General features: G+C 35.5%; 13 protein-coding genes and 1 other annotated feature. Of the genes, 8 read left to right on the top strand and 5 right to left on the bottom strand.

Features of this window, described 5'->3' with window-relative positions; translation table 11 throughout:
- Positions 1-23 precede the first annotated feature (23 nt).
- From FG383_RS10665 to FG383_RS10645, 5 genes are all read left to right on the top strand, one after another.
- Positions 24-1,574, top strand: a complete 1,551-nt coding sequence (locus FG383_RS10665) for an ABC transporter substrate-binding protein (RefSeq protein ID WP_142607395.1) — start codon at positions 24-26, stop codon at positions 1,572-1,574.
- A 199-nt stretch (positions 1,575-1,773) separates the two neighbouring features.
- Positions 1,774-2,673 carry an ABC transporter permease gene (locus tag FG383_RS10660; protein WP_425467642.1) on the top strand — a complete coding sequence of 300 codons (900 nt, stop codon included), beginning with the start codon at positions 1,774-1,776 and terminating at the stop codon, positions 2,671-2,673.
- Positions 2,674-2,754: 81 nt separating this feature from the next.
- Complete coding sequence (locus tag FG383_RS10655; protein WP_425467641.1) at positions 2,755-3,624, top strand: ABC transporter permease; 870 nt, start codon at positions 2,755-2,757, stop codon at positions 3,622-3,624.
- A gap of 17 nt (positions 3,625-3,641) precedes the next feature.
- The gene (locus FG383_RS10650) at positions 3,642-4,646 is read left to right on the top strand and encodes an ABC transporter ATP-binding protein (protein ID WP_142607392.1); all 1,005 of its coding nucleotides are present in this window, start codon (positions 3,642-3,644) and stop codon (positions 4,644-4,646) included.
- Positions 4,624-5,640, top strand: a complete 1,017-nt coding sequence (locus tag FG383_RS10645; protein ID WP_142607391.1) for an ABC transporter ATP-binding protein — start codon at positions 4,624-4,626, stop codon at positions 5,638-5,640. Before FG383_RS10650 ends, FG383_RS10645 begins: the two co-directional genes overlap by 23 nt.
- 16 nt (positions 5,641-5,656) lie before the next feature.
- Here FG383_RS10645 and FG383_RS10640 read toward each other — a convergent pair whose 3' ends face one another.
- Entirely contained in the window at positions 5,657-6,547 is an 891-nt protein-coding gene (locus FG383_RS10640; protein ID WP_142607390.1) for a LysR family transcriptional regulator, read from the bottom strand.
- A 359-nt stretch (positions 6,548-6,906) separates the two neighbouring features.
- Between FG383_RS10640 and FG383_RS10635 the strand changes: the two genes are divergently transcribed.
- Complete coding sequence (locus FG383_RS10635) at positions 6,907-7,191, top strand: hypothetical protein (RefSeq protein WP_142607389.1); 285 nt, start codon at positions 6,907-6,909, stop codon at positions 7,189-7,191.
- A gap of 243 nt (positions 7,192-7,434) precedes the next feature.
- Here the strand turns inward: FG383_RS10635 and FG383_RS10630 are convergent, their stop codons facing one another.
- Complete coding sequence (locus tag FG383_RS10630; protein WP_142607388.1) at positions 7,435-8,175, bottom strand: metal-binding protein ZinT; 741 nt, start codon at positions 8,173-8,175, stop codon at positions 7,435-7,437.
- Positions 8,176-8,681: 506 nt separating this feature from the next.
- On the opposite strand from FG383_RS10630, the gene FG383_RS10625 reads away from it, so the two are divergent.
- Positions 8,682-9,899, top strand: coding sequence for a transglycosylase SLT domain-containing protein (locus FG383_RS10625; protein ID WP_142607387.1), 1,218 nt, complete (start codon positions 8,682-8,684; stop codon positions 9,897-9,899).
- A gap of 140 nt (positions 9,900-10,039) precedes the next feature.
- Here the strand turns inward: FG383_RS10625 and FG383_RS10620 are convergent, their stop codons facing one another.
- The 3 genes from FG383_RS10620 to FG383_RS10610 all read right to left on the bottom strand — a co-directional run bounded on the left by FG383_RS10620 (position 10,040) and on the right by FG383_RS10610 (position 12,923).
- Positions 10,040-10,498: an NUDIX hydrolase gene (locus FG383_RS10620; RefSeq protein ID WP_142607386.1), complete on the bottom strand. Its 459-nt coding sequence runs from the start codon at positions 10,496-10,498 to the stop codon at positions 10,040-10,042.
- On the bottom strand, positions 10,491-11,717 hold the full coding sequence (locus FG383_RS10615) for an MFS transporter (RefSeq protein ID WP_142607385.1): 1,227 nt from the start codon (positions 11,715-11,717) through the stop codon (positions 10,491-10,493). Before FG383_RS10615 ends, FG383_RS10620 begins: the two co-directional genes overlap by 8 nt.
- 65 nt (positions 11,718-11,782) lie before the next feature.
- Positions 11,783-12,059 (bottom strand) — a binding site (T-box leader).
- Positions 12,060-12,293: 234 nt separating this feature from the next.
- Positions 12,294-12,923 (bottom strand): homoserine/threonine efflux transporter, encoded by a 630-nt coding sequence (locus tag FG383_RS10610; RefSeq protein WP_142607384.1) that lies wholly within the window; start codon positions 12,921-12,923, stop codon positions 12,294-12,296.
- Between the two features lie 138 nt (positions 12,924-13,061).
- Here FG383_RS10610 and FG383_RS10605 point away from each other — a divergent pair, with 138 nt between their 5' ends.
- Positions 13,062-13,889, top strand: coding sequence for a TrmB family transcriptional regulator (locus tag FG383_RS10605; RefSeq protein WP_142607383.1), 828 nt, complete (start codon positions 13,062-13,064; stop codon positions 13,887-13,889).
- Positions 13,890-14,275: the final 386 nt, after the last annotated feature.

Below are 14,275 nucleotides of genomic sequence, written 5' to 3'. Positions count from 1 at the left end.
AACCAAAAACTAGGGGGATTTATATGAGGGGCAAATTTTCAACTTTATCGATTTATGCACTAGTTTCTATCCTGTTACTAGCTGGCTGCACCACTACATCGAAAGGTGCAACTACAGAAGTTACTAAGGAAGAAGATAAGACATTAATAATTTCCTTAGGGCCGGATCTTATGACATGGGATATTCATAACCATACAACTACAACTACAGAGGCAATTCACGTTAATGTATTTGATTACTTATTGATGAGAGACAAGGTAGGAGAAATTCAACCCCATTTAGCAAAAGAATGGAATAAAATCGATGATACGACTGTAGAGTTTAAACTCAACGAAGGCATCAAGTTTCATAATGGGGAAGATTTAACAGCTGAGGACGTTAAATTTACACTTGAAAGAGTTGCAAAGGATGATACTCTTCGAAGTCATGGTGATTATGACACGATAAAAGAAGTGAAAGTATTGGATGATCTAAAGTTTCAAATCATTACAACTGAACCTGATCCGATGCTTTTGAGCAGAATTTCAAGACAAGCGTCCGGAATTTTACCAAAGGATTATATTGAAGAAAATGGATGGGATCACTTTGAAAATAGTCCAGTTGGATCTGGGCCATTAAAATTTGTTGAGTGGAAAAGGGATAATCAGGTTGTATTAGAGGCTAATCCAGATTATTTTGGCAAGAAAGTAACAAATGTTGACCAGGTTATTTTCAGAGCTATTCCTGAGGACTCAACTAGGGTTGCTGAACTTTTGTCAGGAAACATTGATATTGTTGCAAATGTTCCTCCAAGTGATTGGGAGCGGGTAAAGAGTTCAGACAACAGTCAAATTGTTAATGGCCCCTCTAACCGAAATTATATGATTTTTCTTCGAACACAGGAAGGTTGGCCAACTTCGGATGTGAAAGTTCGAGAAGCGATGGATTATGCTATTGATGATCAAGCAATCGTGGATAGTTTGTTAAATGGTGGTGGAACTCCGTCACTTTCACGTGTGAACCCAGGAGACATAGGCGCACAAGAGGAGTTATATGGAAAGTATAACTACGATGTTACAAAAGCAAAGCAACTACTTGCAGAAGCAGGATATGAAGATGGGCTGACTATAGAATTATCTGGTCCAACTGGAAGGTATATTCAAGACCGTGAAGTTATGCAACTGATTGCTGGGATGCTAGAAGAAGCAGGGATCAAAACAGAAATGAATCTGATGAAGTGGGAACCATTCGTTGAGTTAAGAGAACAACAAAAGTTTAAAGATGGCTACTTAATAGCACTAGGTTCTTCGTTTTTCGATGCTGGTCAGTCACTAAATTACTACGGCACGGATCGTGCTAGTTCGATTAACGGTTATAGTAATCCAGAAGTTGACCAGTTATTAAGCGATGCTGAAACGTTAATGGATGAAAGCGCTCGCATTGAAATGTATCAACGCGTTCAAGATATTGCAAATGATGAAAAGCCAATTTTACCTTTATTTCAAATTGACCAATATTTTGGTGTTTCTAAATCTATAGAATATGAAACAAGAATGGATGAGCTTATTTACATTCCAGATATAATAAATAAGTAGTCTCATTTTAAGAAACACTACGCTTATTGCCCCTTCCTTTTTCATCGAAAATAGAGAGGGGGAATTTCCATAAAAACGTCACGGGATTGGTTTTGAAGTAGCTTAGCAGCAATGACGTGAAAGGGAAGATTGTTATCAGAGATATAATATTAAGTCGTTCAACTAAAGGGAGAGAATAGCCGTGTGGAAATATTTATTTATGAGATTACTTCAAATTCCTCCAGTTCTTTTTATCGTTACAATCATGATTTTTGTTCTTGTTTATATAGCTGGAGACCCTGTTGCCACAATGTTGCCAGCAGATGCATCTCCAGAGGAGATAGCTCAGTTTCGCCATGCATTGGGATTTGATCAGCCATTTTATGTGCAATTTGGAAATTATATCTTAGATTTGATTCGGGGTGACTTTGGAGAATCCTATCAATACGGGACTTCGGCATTAGGACTTGTGTTAGAAAGGCTACCCGCAACGCTTGAGTTAGCTACAGCATCGATGGTTATTGCGATTCTAATTGCTATTCCATTGGGGATAATATCTGCAGTGAAACCTAATACTGTCATTGACTTTTTTGCAACAAGCTTTTCTGTATTAGGTAAAGCTATTCCAAATTTTTGGTTAGGAATTATGTTGATTTTAGTTTTTTCTGTCACTCTAAAAGTATTGCCGGTTTCAGGAACAGGAAGCTATGCTCATATTGTGTTGCCTGCCATTACTTTAGGTACGGCAATGTCCGCAGAAATCACGCGACTTGTTCGTTCTAGTATGTTAGAAATCCTTCATCAGGATTATATTCGAACAGCACGTAGCAAAGGCTTAAAATATTCGGCCGTTGTGATTAAACATGCTTTTAAAAATTCATTGGTACCTGTAATTACGATTACCTTCCTTCAAGCCGCAGCTTTAGTTGGCGGATCGTTAATTACGGAAATGATATTTGCTTGGCCAGGACTTGGGCAATTGATCATCCAAGCGGTCTATGCAAAGGATCTTCCAATAATTCAAGCTGCAGTCTTTGTCACAGCAAGCATGATTATATTCATCAATATACTGACGGATATCATGTACCGTGTACTAGATCCAAGGATAAAGTTTATTTAACGAGGAGGTAAATCGATGGAATTGAATAATCAGGCTGAGCTATCTCCTTATCCGGTTGAGAGCAGTAGACAAAAAGAAAACATGAGTAAAAAGTTGCTAGTACTATTAAAAAAGTTATTAACTAGCAAAACGGGAGTTGTAGGTCTCCTTATCGTGTTAACTGTATGTTTAATGGCGTTGTTAGCACCGATCATCGCACCATACGATCCAAATAAAATTGATACCGCAAATATGTTAAAGCCGCCATTTTGGCTTATTAATGGGGACTTAAGTCATATTCTTGGTACAGACAATCTTGGACGTGATATTTTAAGCAGACTTATTTATGGTTCGAGAATATCTATTATTGTAGGTATACTATCTGTTGTTGTCGGAGGGTTAATAGGCGTTATATTTGGTCTTATTGCAGGTTATTATGGTGGAATTGTTGATAGTCTTATTATGAGATTGGTAGATTCTTTTTTGGCGATTCCGACTACCTTATTTTGTATCGTCTTTTTAACGGTATTAAATCCTGGATTGTTCACTTTGATCTTTGTCATTGGTGTAACGAATTGGGTTATGTATGCAAGTTTGGTTAGAAGTGAAACATTAAGTATCAAAGAAAGAGAATATGTAAAAGCGGCGAAGACAATTGGAGTTTCAAATTTTAATATTATTTTCCGACATATTTTACCTAATGTTTTTTCATCAATTATCGTCATTTCGACATTAAGTATCGCTGGAACTATTATTACAGAATCTTCCTTAAGTTTTTTAGGATTAGGTATTCAACCTCCTGCCATTTCATGGGGTATTATGCTGAGTGAAGGAAGGGAACATCTCGCAACTAGTTGGTGGTTATCGACTTTTCCTGGTGTAGCAATTTCGATTACAGTCCTTGGAATTATTTTTTTAGGAGAATGGTTACGGGATGTACTAGATCCTAGATCACGAGGAACTAAATCTTAGTGAATGGAGGAATGGAAATGACAAAGATGCTTGAAGTAGTCAATTTAAAAACTCATTTTTACACAGATAAAGAAATTATTCCTTCAGTAGATGGCGTTTCATTCACTATCGATAAAGGACAAACAACTGCAATTGTTGGTGAATCAGGCTGCGGTAAAAGTGTCACTTCTTACTCAATTATGAGATTAGTAGATTCACCTGGAAAGATTGTAGATGGTGAAGTTATTTTTGAAGGAAAAGATTTAACAAAGATTTCAGAAAAAGAGATGAGATCGATACGAGGTAATGACATTTCGATGATCTTTCAAGAGCCACTAAGTTCTCTTAATCCAGTGGTTAAAATTGGGAAGCAATTGAATGAAACACTTATTCTTCATCAAAAACTAACAAAAAAAATGGCTAAACAACGAAGTATAGAGATGTTAAATAAAGTAGGATTACCGCGGGCAGATAAGATATATGAATCGTATCCCCATGAGCTAAGTGGTGGGATGAGGCAACGTGTGATGATTGCTATGGCATTGGCATGTAGTCCAAAATTATTAATCGCTGACGAACCGACGACTGCTTTAGATGTAACTATTCAAGCTCAAATCTTAAAATTAATGAAAGGACTCAGGGATGATTTTGATACATCCATTTTATTAATTACACATGATTTGGGTGTAGTAGCAGAAATAGCGGATAAAGTGATTGTTATGTACTCAGGTCAAGTAGTAGAGGAAGCAGATGTATTTAGTCTTTTTGCAAACCCAAGGCATCCATATACAAAGGGATTATTAAATAGTACTCCCCATTTGGATGATGAAAAGGATGATTTAGAACCAATTAAAGGCAACGTACCTTCTCCAGCGAATCGACCTACTGGTTGTTCCTTTCATCCAAGATGTCCATACGTGAAGGCAATCTGCCGCCAAGAGAGTCCGAATCTAACAAGCTTGGGAGATTCCAATAAGGTCAGATGCTGGCTTTATGAAGAAAACCAGGAGGAGTTGTTTTATGCTGAAAACATTGGAAGATAGTATTCGTTTAAACGGCGAAACTGGAAAGAAACTGTTGATCTTAGAAGGTGTCAAAAAGCATTTTGAAGTGGGAGGACATCTTCTTAAAAAGAATAAAGAATATTTGAAGGCGGTCGATGGCATCGATCTAACCGTAAATAAAGGAGAAACTCTAGGGATTGTTGGAGAGTCAGGGTGTGGGAAATCAACGTTAGGCAATTTGATAATGGGTTTATTAAAACCTACAGAAGGAAAGATTGTTTTTGATGGAATAGAAATATCCTCATTAAAAGAAAAAGAATTGAAGAAGAAACGAACAGATTTTCAAATGATTTTTCAAGATCCTTTCTCATCATTGAACCCGAGGATGAGATTATTTGATATCATAGCCGAACCATTAATTACTCATATGAAACTCCATAAAAATGAATTGGAACGAAAAGTGTTTGAATTAATGGATGATGTAGGTTTGGATCCTTCATACTCCAACCGATTTCCTCACGAGTTTAGTGGTGGGCAAAGACAAAGAATTGGGATTGCAAGAGCTCTTGCTCTAAAGCCTAAACTTATAGTATGTGATGAACCAGTTTCTGCATTAGATGTATCTATTCAAGCTCAAATATTAAATTTGTTATCCTCTATTCAAAAAAAATATCATTTAACTTATATTTTTATCGCGCACGGGTTGCCAGCTGTTAAACATTTTAGTGATCGTATTGGTGTTATGTACTTAGGAGATCTTGTTGAGTTAACAACGAAAGAGCAGTTATTTAAAAGGCCGATGCATCCTTATACTGCTGGACTATTATCTTCTGTCCCTATTTCCAGCCCTACATTAAGAAATAATCGTAAAAATGTTGGTATCGAGGGAGATATCCCGAGTCCAGTTAATCCACCATCTGGCTGTAAGTTTCACACGAGATGTCCAATTGCAACCCAAAAATGTAAAGACGTCCTACCAGAATTTACTGAAAAAGAAAGTGGTCATTTTGTTGCCTGCCATTTTCCGTACTAGATTTATAGAGAAAAGCCTATAATAAGGCTTTTTTCATATGTTCAACAAAGCTTTTAACCGGTGATAGCTCAAGGGAAGACTCTCGGTACATTAGCCATGTCTTCCGGATTATTAACTCATCATTTTCGGCTCTTAAATCATATGTATAGAATGAATCATGTGAAGTAAGAGCTGATTTAGGGATGATCGCATATCCTAAATTATTCGCAACCATCTCTTTGCATGTTTCTACCTTATCAATCTCCATGCTAATCATTGGAGGTGATGTAAAGTTCTCTTGCCACCAATTTTCAATTAGTTTGGATAAAGGGTTTGAAGGCTTTTGCGTTTTTCTAATAAGATTATTCGGCTGATAGGATATCATTGGTGTAGAAGGCAACTCTTTCAGCTGGATAGGTCTATTAGAAATAATGGAAATTGGATCTTCATGTAAAAGTATCTTATCTTCATACCAATCATAGTTTCCTGTTACAATCCCAATTTGAATAACATTTTCTTTTAATAACTGGACAATCTCTGAACTCCAACCGGAATTTATCTTAACTTGCACTTTAGGAGTCAACTCCAGGAATTTTTTTATGATAGGGGGTAGACTGTACAACGCAAAATTACTAGAAACACCTATTCTAAGTCGTCCCTGGGTATTGTTTTTGATTAAACTCATATAATCCTTCATTTTACTTATCTCAAGTAGCATATTTTTTGAGAATTCAACTAAGTAATCCCCTTCGGGTGTAAACCTCATTTTGTTACCTTCTCGTTTCAGAACTTTAATATCATACTCCTGCTCAATTTGCTGCAGCCGATAGGTAAGAGCAGGTTGAGACATAAATAACCGATTCGCTGCCTTCGTAATATTTTGTTCCTCATGTATAATCACTAACAATAAGCAATCTTGTTCTTTCATAATTGGAATCTCCTCTTTGTGAGACGTTTGACTAGGTTAAGTATAACTATACTTGAATTATACACGCTTAAAAAGAGTCCCTCTGTTAGAATTAAATATACACTATTCAGTCTATTATGTATTTTATTATTTTGATAAAATGAAACTATGAGGAATTACGGGATGGTTCTAAATCAATTTAAAGAGAACCTTGTGGTACCTTTCACTAATACTTTCCTGCAAGAGCTAGTAACTTTATTTTTGTGGTTTTCCACTCTTTTCTTATTTCATCCATGTAATTATTAAAGGAGTAAACGATTAGTATAGTTCAACAAAGGTTTTCTAAATGGTGAAATATGTTTATAAGAGAGGGGTCTAAAATGATAGTAACCATGTTTATAATATTAGCACTTGCAATTGTTTGTTTATCTATATACCTAACTACAAGGAATAAGAAAAGTAGAATAATAGCTGGAATTGTTTTGATATTATCGGTTTTAACGTATCCGATATCTTTACCTTTATTACACGAAACTAAGTTACTTCAAGGATTAGAGGCAACAGCAACATTAATGCTTTTTTATTTTATAATATTGTTAGGTGGAATTACAACAATCATTGCAGGTCTTTTCACAAAAACGAAATTAAGTGAAAGTAATTGTTAAAATCTTATTCAAGCGAGATGTAGAAGTTGAAGAGGACCATCTTGGTGCACTAACCGGGCATTTTACTAAACAAGCATATGCTGCTCACGTTAGAACGGGGATATTTGTAAGTGATCATCTTCTGTTTAATAACTATTCGAGAGTATAAAAGATTGCTTTTTTCTTAAGCTTTCTTTTATACTCTCGTACCAATAGTGAAAACTAATATAAAAGGTTGGTCATGTAAATAACAGTATTATCCTATTAATGTGCATTCATTTCTTCTGCAATTTCGACTCCACTTAAAATAGAAAAATAATATGTTGGCCAATTGTCTAGTTCATTTAATAGAGTGTCCTGATCTTCATCTCCAAAATAAATATGGTAATGTTCTGCTTTTGTTGGATAAATACTATGGTCGCTAAATTGAACATACTTTGGAACACCATCTACTTCTCCAACTAAATCAAATAAATAACGAACGCCTTTATTACCGGATTCATAAGTCAAAATTTCGTATCCATGATATTTATATTCTGCTGATTTTCCTTCTCCATTTTTATAAAATGTCATCATATTATCTTTTATATTGATTCTTTCAATGTCAGTTTCATATCCAACTTTATAATATTCTTTGTACTCTTCAAAAGTTTTATCTTTCTTTGTCTCTACTTTTTTCAGCAAAACTTCATCTAAAGTTCCATCTAATAAATATGGATAGACTGATTGCCAATCTCCTTCCCAGTCTGATAATTCTCTATCTTCCACTTCGTCATCTTCAAATATCCCTGAATAGATTTCTTTCTCTTTTTCATCATTGTGATCATGGTCATGATGATGGGTATGATTGGTACTTTCTGCAGATTCAGAATTGGAATCAGAAGAAGTAAGTTCAGAAGCAGAAGAAGCATTTTCGACTGTTAGATCTCCTTTTTCTTGACAACCTGTAAGAATTAATACTAATAAGAAAAACACAGGTATTGATTTGATAAGTTCCTTTTTCATAAATAAAATCTCTCCTTTTTATATAGTCACAAATAGTAACGATTACCATTTGTGACTTTTACAATTTACTATGAGTTATATCTTCTGTCAACATAAATCGTAATTATTACTATTTAAATTCTTGTGATTTGCTGAAAAATTTTATGTATAGGGGTTTTAGTTGAAGAGCATGGGGTTATTGAGGTAACGCACTTTCTTCTTCAATTCTAGGGATAGTTTAGAAGGAATTTAAACAAGTGATAGCGAAACCTTTGAATGGGAAATGTTTCATCAATAGAAATTATAATTTATTGGAGCTGAATCATTTGAAGATTGATCATTTACTTGTAAATGTTGATAGTTTTGTCCAAGAAGATAAAAATTTTATAAAGCAAGTTCACTCTTTAGGCCTTCCATATGAACCAAAATGGGGGAAGGGTACTTAAGAGCCCCTCAACTATATGAAACATGAATCTATTATGGTAAAATATACTATATAAATAAAAAGATTGAATGGAGAATGAATAATGAAATCTATCAAAATGGGAGTAGGATTCTTAACTTGTTTACTGTTCCTAGGTTGGTCTTCTGAAGAAGCTTTCGCTGACTCAACATGTTCATCCTATGGTGAAATAAAGCCAAACGAAAATCCTACTTTTCAGCATATGAACTGCTTACTTACCAATGCGGCATTAGAAGCGAACATTCCTCCCGAAGTGGTGAAAGCTGTTGCTTCAAGAGAAAATGGGGCTTGGAAACAATTTGATGAAAATGGCCAACCTATCATTTCAAAAGATAATGGGATTGGTCTTATGCAAATTACCAATCAATCAGGCTATGATCAAGAGAGATTAAAATACGATATTAACTACAATATTCAAGCAGGTGTCGAAATCCTTACGAGTATGTATAAGCGTACAGACTTGCCTAAAATAAAAGAGGTAGGACAAGAAGTAATCGAAAATTGGTATTTCCCTATTATGGCTTATAACGGTACAAAGCCCGTGAATAGTCCTCTTTATCAGTCTAGTGGATTGAACAATAGAGAGGCTTACCAAGAAAAGGTTTTTGCGCAAATTGAAAAAGATAGTTACTTAAACGGCATGAAATTAGGACTGCTTCCTTTCCAGACAGCTGATTTTAAATATGACTCTAACAGCAGTGAAAATATTAAATTCAGCAAGATGGAATATACGGTAACAGATAAGTTACATCCCACTGCCTATCGATTTAAAAAAGGAGACAAAGTATCGATAACAGCGGACATGGTAAATTTAAGGTCACAACCTAGTACTTCTTCTGTAGCAAAAGCTGTAACAAAAAATACTGCTTTGATTATTGATGGAAATTTCCAATATGACCACTCCTCAACAAGCTTAAACCAATTTGTATGGTACCCAGTTAAAACGGAGGATCAAAAACTAGCAGGTTATATTTCTTCTGCTTACATTACGAAAAAGGTAGGAGGACCCACTGTAAAAGTTATGTGGGGAAAAACAGAACTAAAATTAGGGCAAATAGGTAAAGTTACTATTCTATCTAATACAAACTTAGTCAAAATGGAGAGCGATGGTTCACTGACTACCGTCCGTCCTTTGAAAAAAGGCGAGGAATATCGAGTGTATAGCTATAAGAGTGATCATGGCGGTTTATATGGGGTAGGTAATGGAAGTTATGTTCAGAAATCCACGAAAATAAAATACGAAACACCATCTAAAAGCAAGTTAGCATTACTAGCACAATAACTAAAGCACCAGTAGTTTATCCAACTTCAGACGTTGTGAAAACTAGCAAAATCCATGTTATCTTCTAAGGGCCAATAACGCCAAAGCAATTGGAGCATTTTTTAAACCTTACTACCTATGAATGCGTAGTAAGGTTTTATTTAACTTATAGCAAGGGTGTACATTTGACCATCTTGATATTTCAATGAGTAGTGGTCTTCTTTCTTTAAAAGAACGGGTAAGTATTGAGAAACCATTTCTGCAATTCCCAGATTCTGTGGATTTAGAATCCAATCAATGGATTTCCAATCTAAAATACCTTCTCTTGTTTTTTGGGGTGTTTCATATTTTAAATGATTAGCTACTTCATACAAATAAATATATATTCCATCTAGTTCGCCATTAGAAGTTTCCCAACTTACAGTACCTTTGGAAAAGTGATGTTCTACACTTATCCCTGTTTCCTCAAACACTTCCCGTAATGCACCTTCATCAGGTGTTTCCCCTTTTTCAATTTTTCCACCTACTCCATTCCAAACACCCATAATCGGCGACTTTTCTCGGTTGAGCATTAATATATAATTTTTGTTTTTCACAAAACACACAGTATACTTAAACATTATTTGAATCAGCACCTTTTTGAAAATATTCCTTCCGTTTTCCACCTGCCATAGCTTTCCATGCCATCAACCCTAATATGAAGAAGGAAAATGAACCTATTAACCCCACAGGACGGATTGAAGTTAATTCAGAAGCTAAACCTATTAAAACCGTTAAAGCAACAATGAAACCTGCTTCCATAACACTAAAGAAGCTTCCGAACCTTCCCATCATCCTCACAGGAACATGATTTTGGTAGAAAGTTAAATACCCTGTATTTGCAAACGTTACAGCAAACCCAATTAAAAATACGCCAGGAGCTGCACTGTAAAAGCCATTCGAACTATAAAGCACTATATAACCTATTGAGGTAAAAATGGTACCAAAACCTATTAACAGATTGACTGCAAGCTGTTTGGAAAATACTGAATTAATAATTGATCCTATTATAATTCCAGCTCCAAAGACACTTAATAAAAACCCATAATTGGTGTCGGATATGGAAAGTACTTCTTTAGCAAATGCCGCCTCGAGAGAATCTATTGCAGTCATGAATATAGTAGTACTGCTAAACAATAAATATATCTTTGTGACATAGGTATAGTTCTTACTGAAACTAAAAATAACCCGAAAATCATTTTTTATCATATCCCAAGTAAATCTTTGCTCCTCCGTCTCTTCCAGTCTTCCATCAACATTAGGTAGCATCATAATAATAAGTGCCGAAAAAAATAAAGCCACAGCATTCACTTGGATGGCAGTATGAGGAGTACCCATCCAAAATAAAATCCCAGCAATAGCAGGACCTATTAGGGAACCACAAGAGTTGATAAAACTACGAAGTGCATTAAAGCGTTGCCGATCTTCTTCAGGTACTAGTCTAGTCATATAAACCATAGATGTAGGTTGAAAAATAGCACTTCCCATATTAATGATAAACGCTAGTATATACACATAAATAAGGGAAGGTAAAAATGGAATGAACGCAATACATAGCGCTCGGAAAACATCTAATCCCATCATAAGTCGCCGTGTATTTACTCGATCAATTAAACTACCTGCCCAAACATTCGTACATATAGTTGCAATTGGACCTAGTATATACAATATGGCAATTGCGAGTGGAGAACCTGTTTCATTCAATATAATTAAGTTTAATGCGATTAGGTAAACCCATCCCCCCACATTTGAAATGCCTATTCCTCCTAAAAGCATTAAGAGATATTTCCACCTGGTCATATGCACCACTCCTATTTTAGTTTTTGGTAAAACAAACTAAAAAAACTCACCCCCAAGATATTTATCTTGGGGGCGAGTATTATCGCGGTGCCACCCCAGTTCACCTCCACATTACTGCAGAAGTCTTATCGAGTACGGCTTTGTGACTACATCACCAGCGATACTCTATCTCGTTAACGGGAGAATACGTTGCAACATCATTGTTCCAAACAAACAAACAAACAAACAAATCCAGTGCACAGCTCCAAGTCTTGTTTCAACACATTTACTATCCCTCTTTTTCAGCTAACAGAGGTCTCTGTAGATAGTGCGCATGTTTACTCTTCTTTTCATAGCTTTTTCTATAGATTGTTGTATATCCTATATTATTTTGAACTAAAATTCAATACAAAAAAAGAAAATTACTAATTATTTCTATGACAGACATAGATTATTTGCATTTGTAGTTACATGGTTAACGGGTACTTTACTTTAATTAGAAGTAGAGCCTTTCTCTTTAAGTAACGTGGCAGTTTAGTGAAAGAAGAATTGAAAAAGAAAAAACCGTTCGATTTTCCGAACGGTTAGTAAATTAATTTAAAGTGCAGTTTTAATACCAAAACCTACTAAAATTAATCCAGTTGATTTTTGGAAACCCTTCTGAAATTTAGAATTTTTTAGCCATTTTTTAGCGAAATCCATGAGATACACAAGGAATAGAAACCAAATTACTGCGAGTAAGGTAAGGATTAATGCTAATACAATAAGTTGCTGATTTACATTTTCACTCAAATTAATAAACTGAGGCATTATTGTTATATAAACCAAAACAGTCTTGGGATTAAGAATATTGCTAAGTAACGCTTGTCTAAAGGAGTCTTGATTATGCCGATTTGAAGACTTTGTAGGTGTATTTGCTTGTACTTGAATTTCCTCTAAAGAAAAAACACTTTTAGTAAAAAAACTTTTTATACCTAAATAAATTAAGTATGCGGCTCCCAAATATTTTATTATACTAAACAGAATTACTGACTGTGCAATGACAACTGATAATCCAAGAATAGCAATAAGTGTCCAAAAAGAAAGTCCTGTTGCCATTCCGAGTACCGTATAACGTCCAGCTTTTGGTCCGTATCTTAGAGTGTTTTTCACAAGAAGCATAGTATCTGCCCCTGGTATGATCACCATCATTGCAGCTATTGAAATATATGTAAGTAAGCTTTCCATACTAATTCCCCCGTCCTTGTTTTAAGTAGTAGCTACTCAAGTAACTACTTAATTATAACGGACGCTCTTTGGAAAAAGCAACGGATTTTGTTATAATATTAGTTACAAAGGTAGCGACTACTATTATGTGGAGGATTTATGAAAGAAAACATTTTAGAAACATTAAAAAATCTAAATTTTACCGAATATGAAGCGAAAGCATATCTTGCCTTATTGCAAGAATCGCCATTAACTGGCTATGCAGTAGCAAAAAATTCAGGTGTCCCACGTTCAAGAATATATGAAGTTCTGGACAGTCTCGCCATGCGAGGAGATATTCTGGTTAGTCCTGGAAGCACGCCACAGTATTCCCCTGTTCCTGCAAAGGAGCTAATTAAAAACCGCCGAATGAAAGCAGAAGAGAATTTTGAACTGGCAGAAAAATCATTAGCGGAGTTTGAACGTTCTGCAAATGACCGTGAAAATATTTGGAATATCACGGGCAGCAATGAAATACTTGATAAAGTAAAAGCTTGTATATTATCTGCTGAAAAGAGAATTCTCTTAGAAGTTTGGAAAGAGGAATTTGAAGAATTGGAGTCTGAATTAAGACAGGCAGCAAAAAGAGGGGTCAACGTAACGATTATTGCTTATGGGGAAATCGTCTCTGATTTTGCTAATGTCTACCTCCATTATATGGGGCATGAAATTACAGAAGAGTATGGTGGACGATGGATTGTTATTAGTGGAGATGATTCAGAAGTATTAGCAGGTATTGTCTCGCTGGGGAAAGATAGCCGTGCAGCATGGACAATGCATGTAGGTTTAGTAATGCCAATTACAGAAGTCATCATTCATGATTTGTACCTCATGGAAATCATGGAGAAACATAGAGAACTTTTAGAGGAAAGTTTCGGGAAAAACCTCGTTGATTTGCGTCATAAGTTTTCTATCCATCCAGATTTTAAAAAACATTATGTGAGATAAATTTGTACTATTCTTGTTTGTTTTATACAACATAATAGGAACCAGCATTACTTCATAGCAAATAATGGTGTTCTTCTTCAGCAATCGGATGCGTTTCTTCAATAGGAAGAGACGCTTTTTTATGCTTTAGGAAATTATAAAAATCTAGACATGTAGATGTTTTTTTCAATTAAAATAAGATATGCCATTTTTTATGTCGAACGCGGTATAGGGATACTGCGTGGTAAAAGGTGTCCGCTGTGATTCTCGCTGCAGTCGAGCGCTTTCCGCCGGGTGAGCGATGAGCCATCCCCGTCGCTTAGGCGTCGTAGGGATGTCTCATTTGCTCACTCATCCGGCAGGAGTCGGCGACTGTAGCGAAAATCTATAGAAAAGACTAACTTATC

The organism is Psychrobacillus soli (assembly GCF_006861775.1).
Lineage (GTDB): Bacteria > Bacillota > Bacilli > Bacillales_A > Planococcaceae > Psychrobacillus > Psychrobacillus soli.
This window is presented reverse-complemented; position numbering and strand designations above follow the sequence as displayed.

Bases quoted from the DNA above. Each gene is read 5' to 3' on its own strand.
- FG383_RS10625 (WP_142607387.1), top strand. From the start codon at position 8,682: ATGAAATCTATCAAAATGGGAGTAGGATTCTTAACTTGTTTACTGTTC.
- FG383_RS10615 (WP_142607385.1), bottom strand. From the start codon at position 11,717: ATGACCAGGTGGAAATATCTCTTAATGCTTTTAGGAGGAATAGGCATT.
- FG383_RS10610 (WP_142607384.1), bottom strand. From the start codon at position 12,923: ATGGAAAGCTTACTTACATATATTTCAATAGCTGCAATGATGGTGATC.
- FG383_RS10660 (WP_425467642.1), top strand. From the start codon at position 1,774: ATGAGATTACTTCAAATTCCTCCAGTTCTTTTTATCGTTACAATCATG.
- FG383_RS10635 (WP_142607389.1), top strand. From the start codon at position 6,907: ATGATAGTAACCATGTTTATAATATTAGCACTTGCAATTGTTTGTTTA.
- FG383_RS10630 (WP_142607388.1), bottom strand. From the start codon at position 8,175: ATGAAAAAGGAACTTATCAAATCAATACCTGTGTTTTTCTTATTAGTA.
- FG383_RS10650 (WP_142607392.1), top strand. From the start codon at position 3,642: ATGACAAAGATGCTTGAAGTAGTCAATTTAAAAACTCATTTTTACACA.
- FG383_RS10605 (WP_142607383.1), top strand. From the start codon at position 13,062: ATGAAAGAAAACATTTTAGAAACATTAAAAAATCTAAATTTTACCGAA.
- FG383_RS10620 (WP_142607386.1), bottom strand. From the start codon at position 10,498: ATGTTTAAGTATACTGTGTGTTTTGTGAAAAACAAAAATTATATATTA.
- FG383_RS10640 (WP_142607390.1), bottom strand. From the start codon at position 6,547: ATGAAAGAACAAGATTGCTTATTGTTAGTGATTATACATGAGGAACAA.
- FG383_RS10645 (WP_142607391.1), top strand. From the start codon at position 4,624: ATGCTGAAAACATTGGAAGATAGTATTCGTTTAAACGGCGAAACTGGA.
- FG383_RS10665 (WP_142607395.1), top strand. From the start codon at position 24: ATGAGGGGCAAATTTTCAACTTTATCGATTTATGCACTAGTTTCTATC.
- FG383_RS10655 (WP_425467641.1), top strand. From the start codon at position 2,755: ATGAGTAAAAAGTTGCTAGTACTATTAAAAAAGTTATTAACTAGCAAA.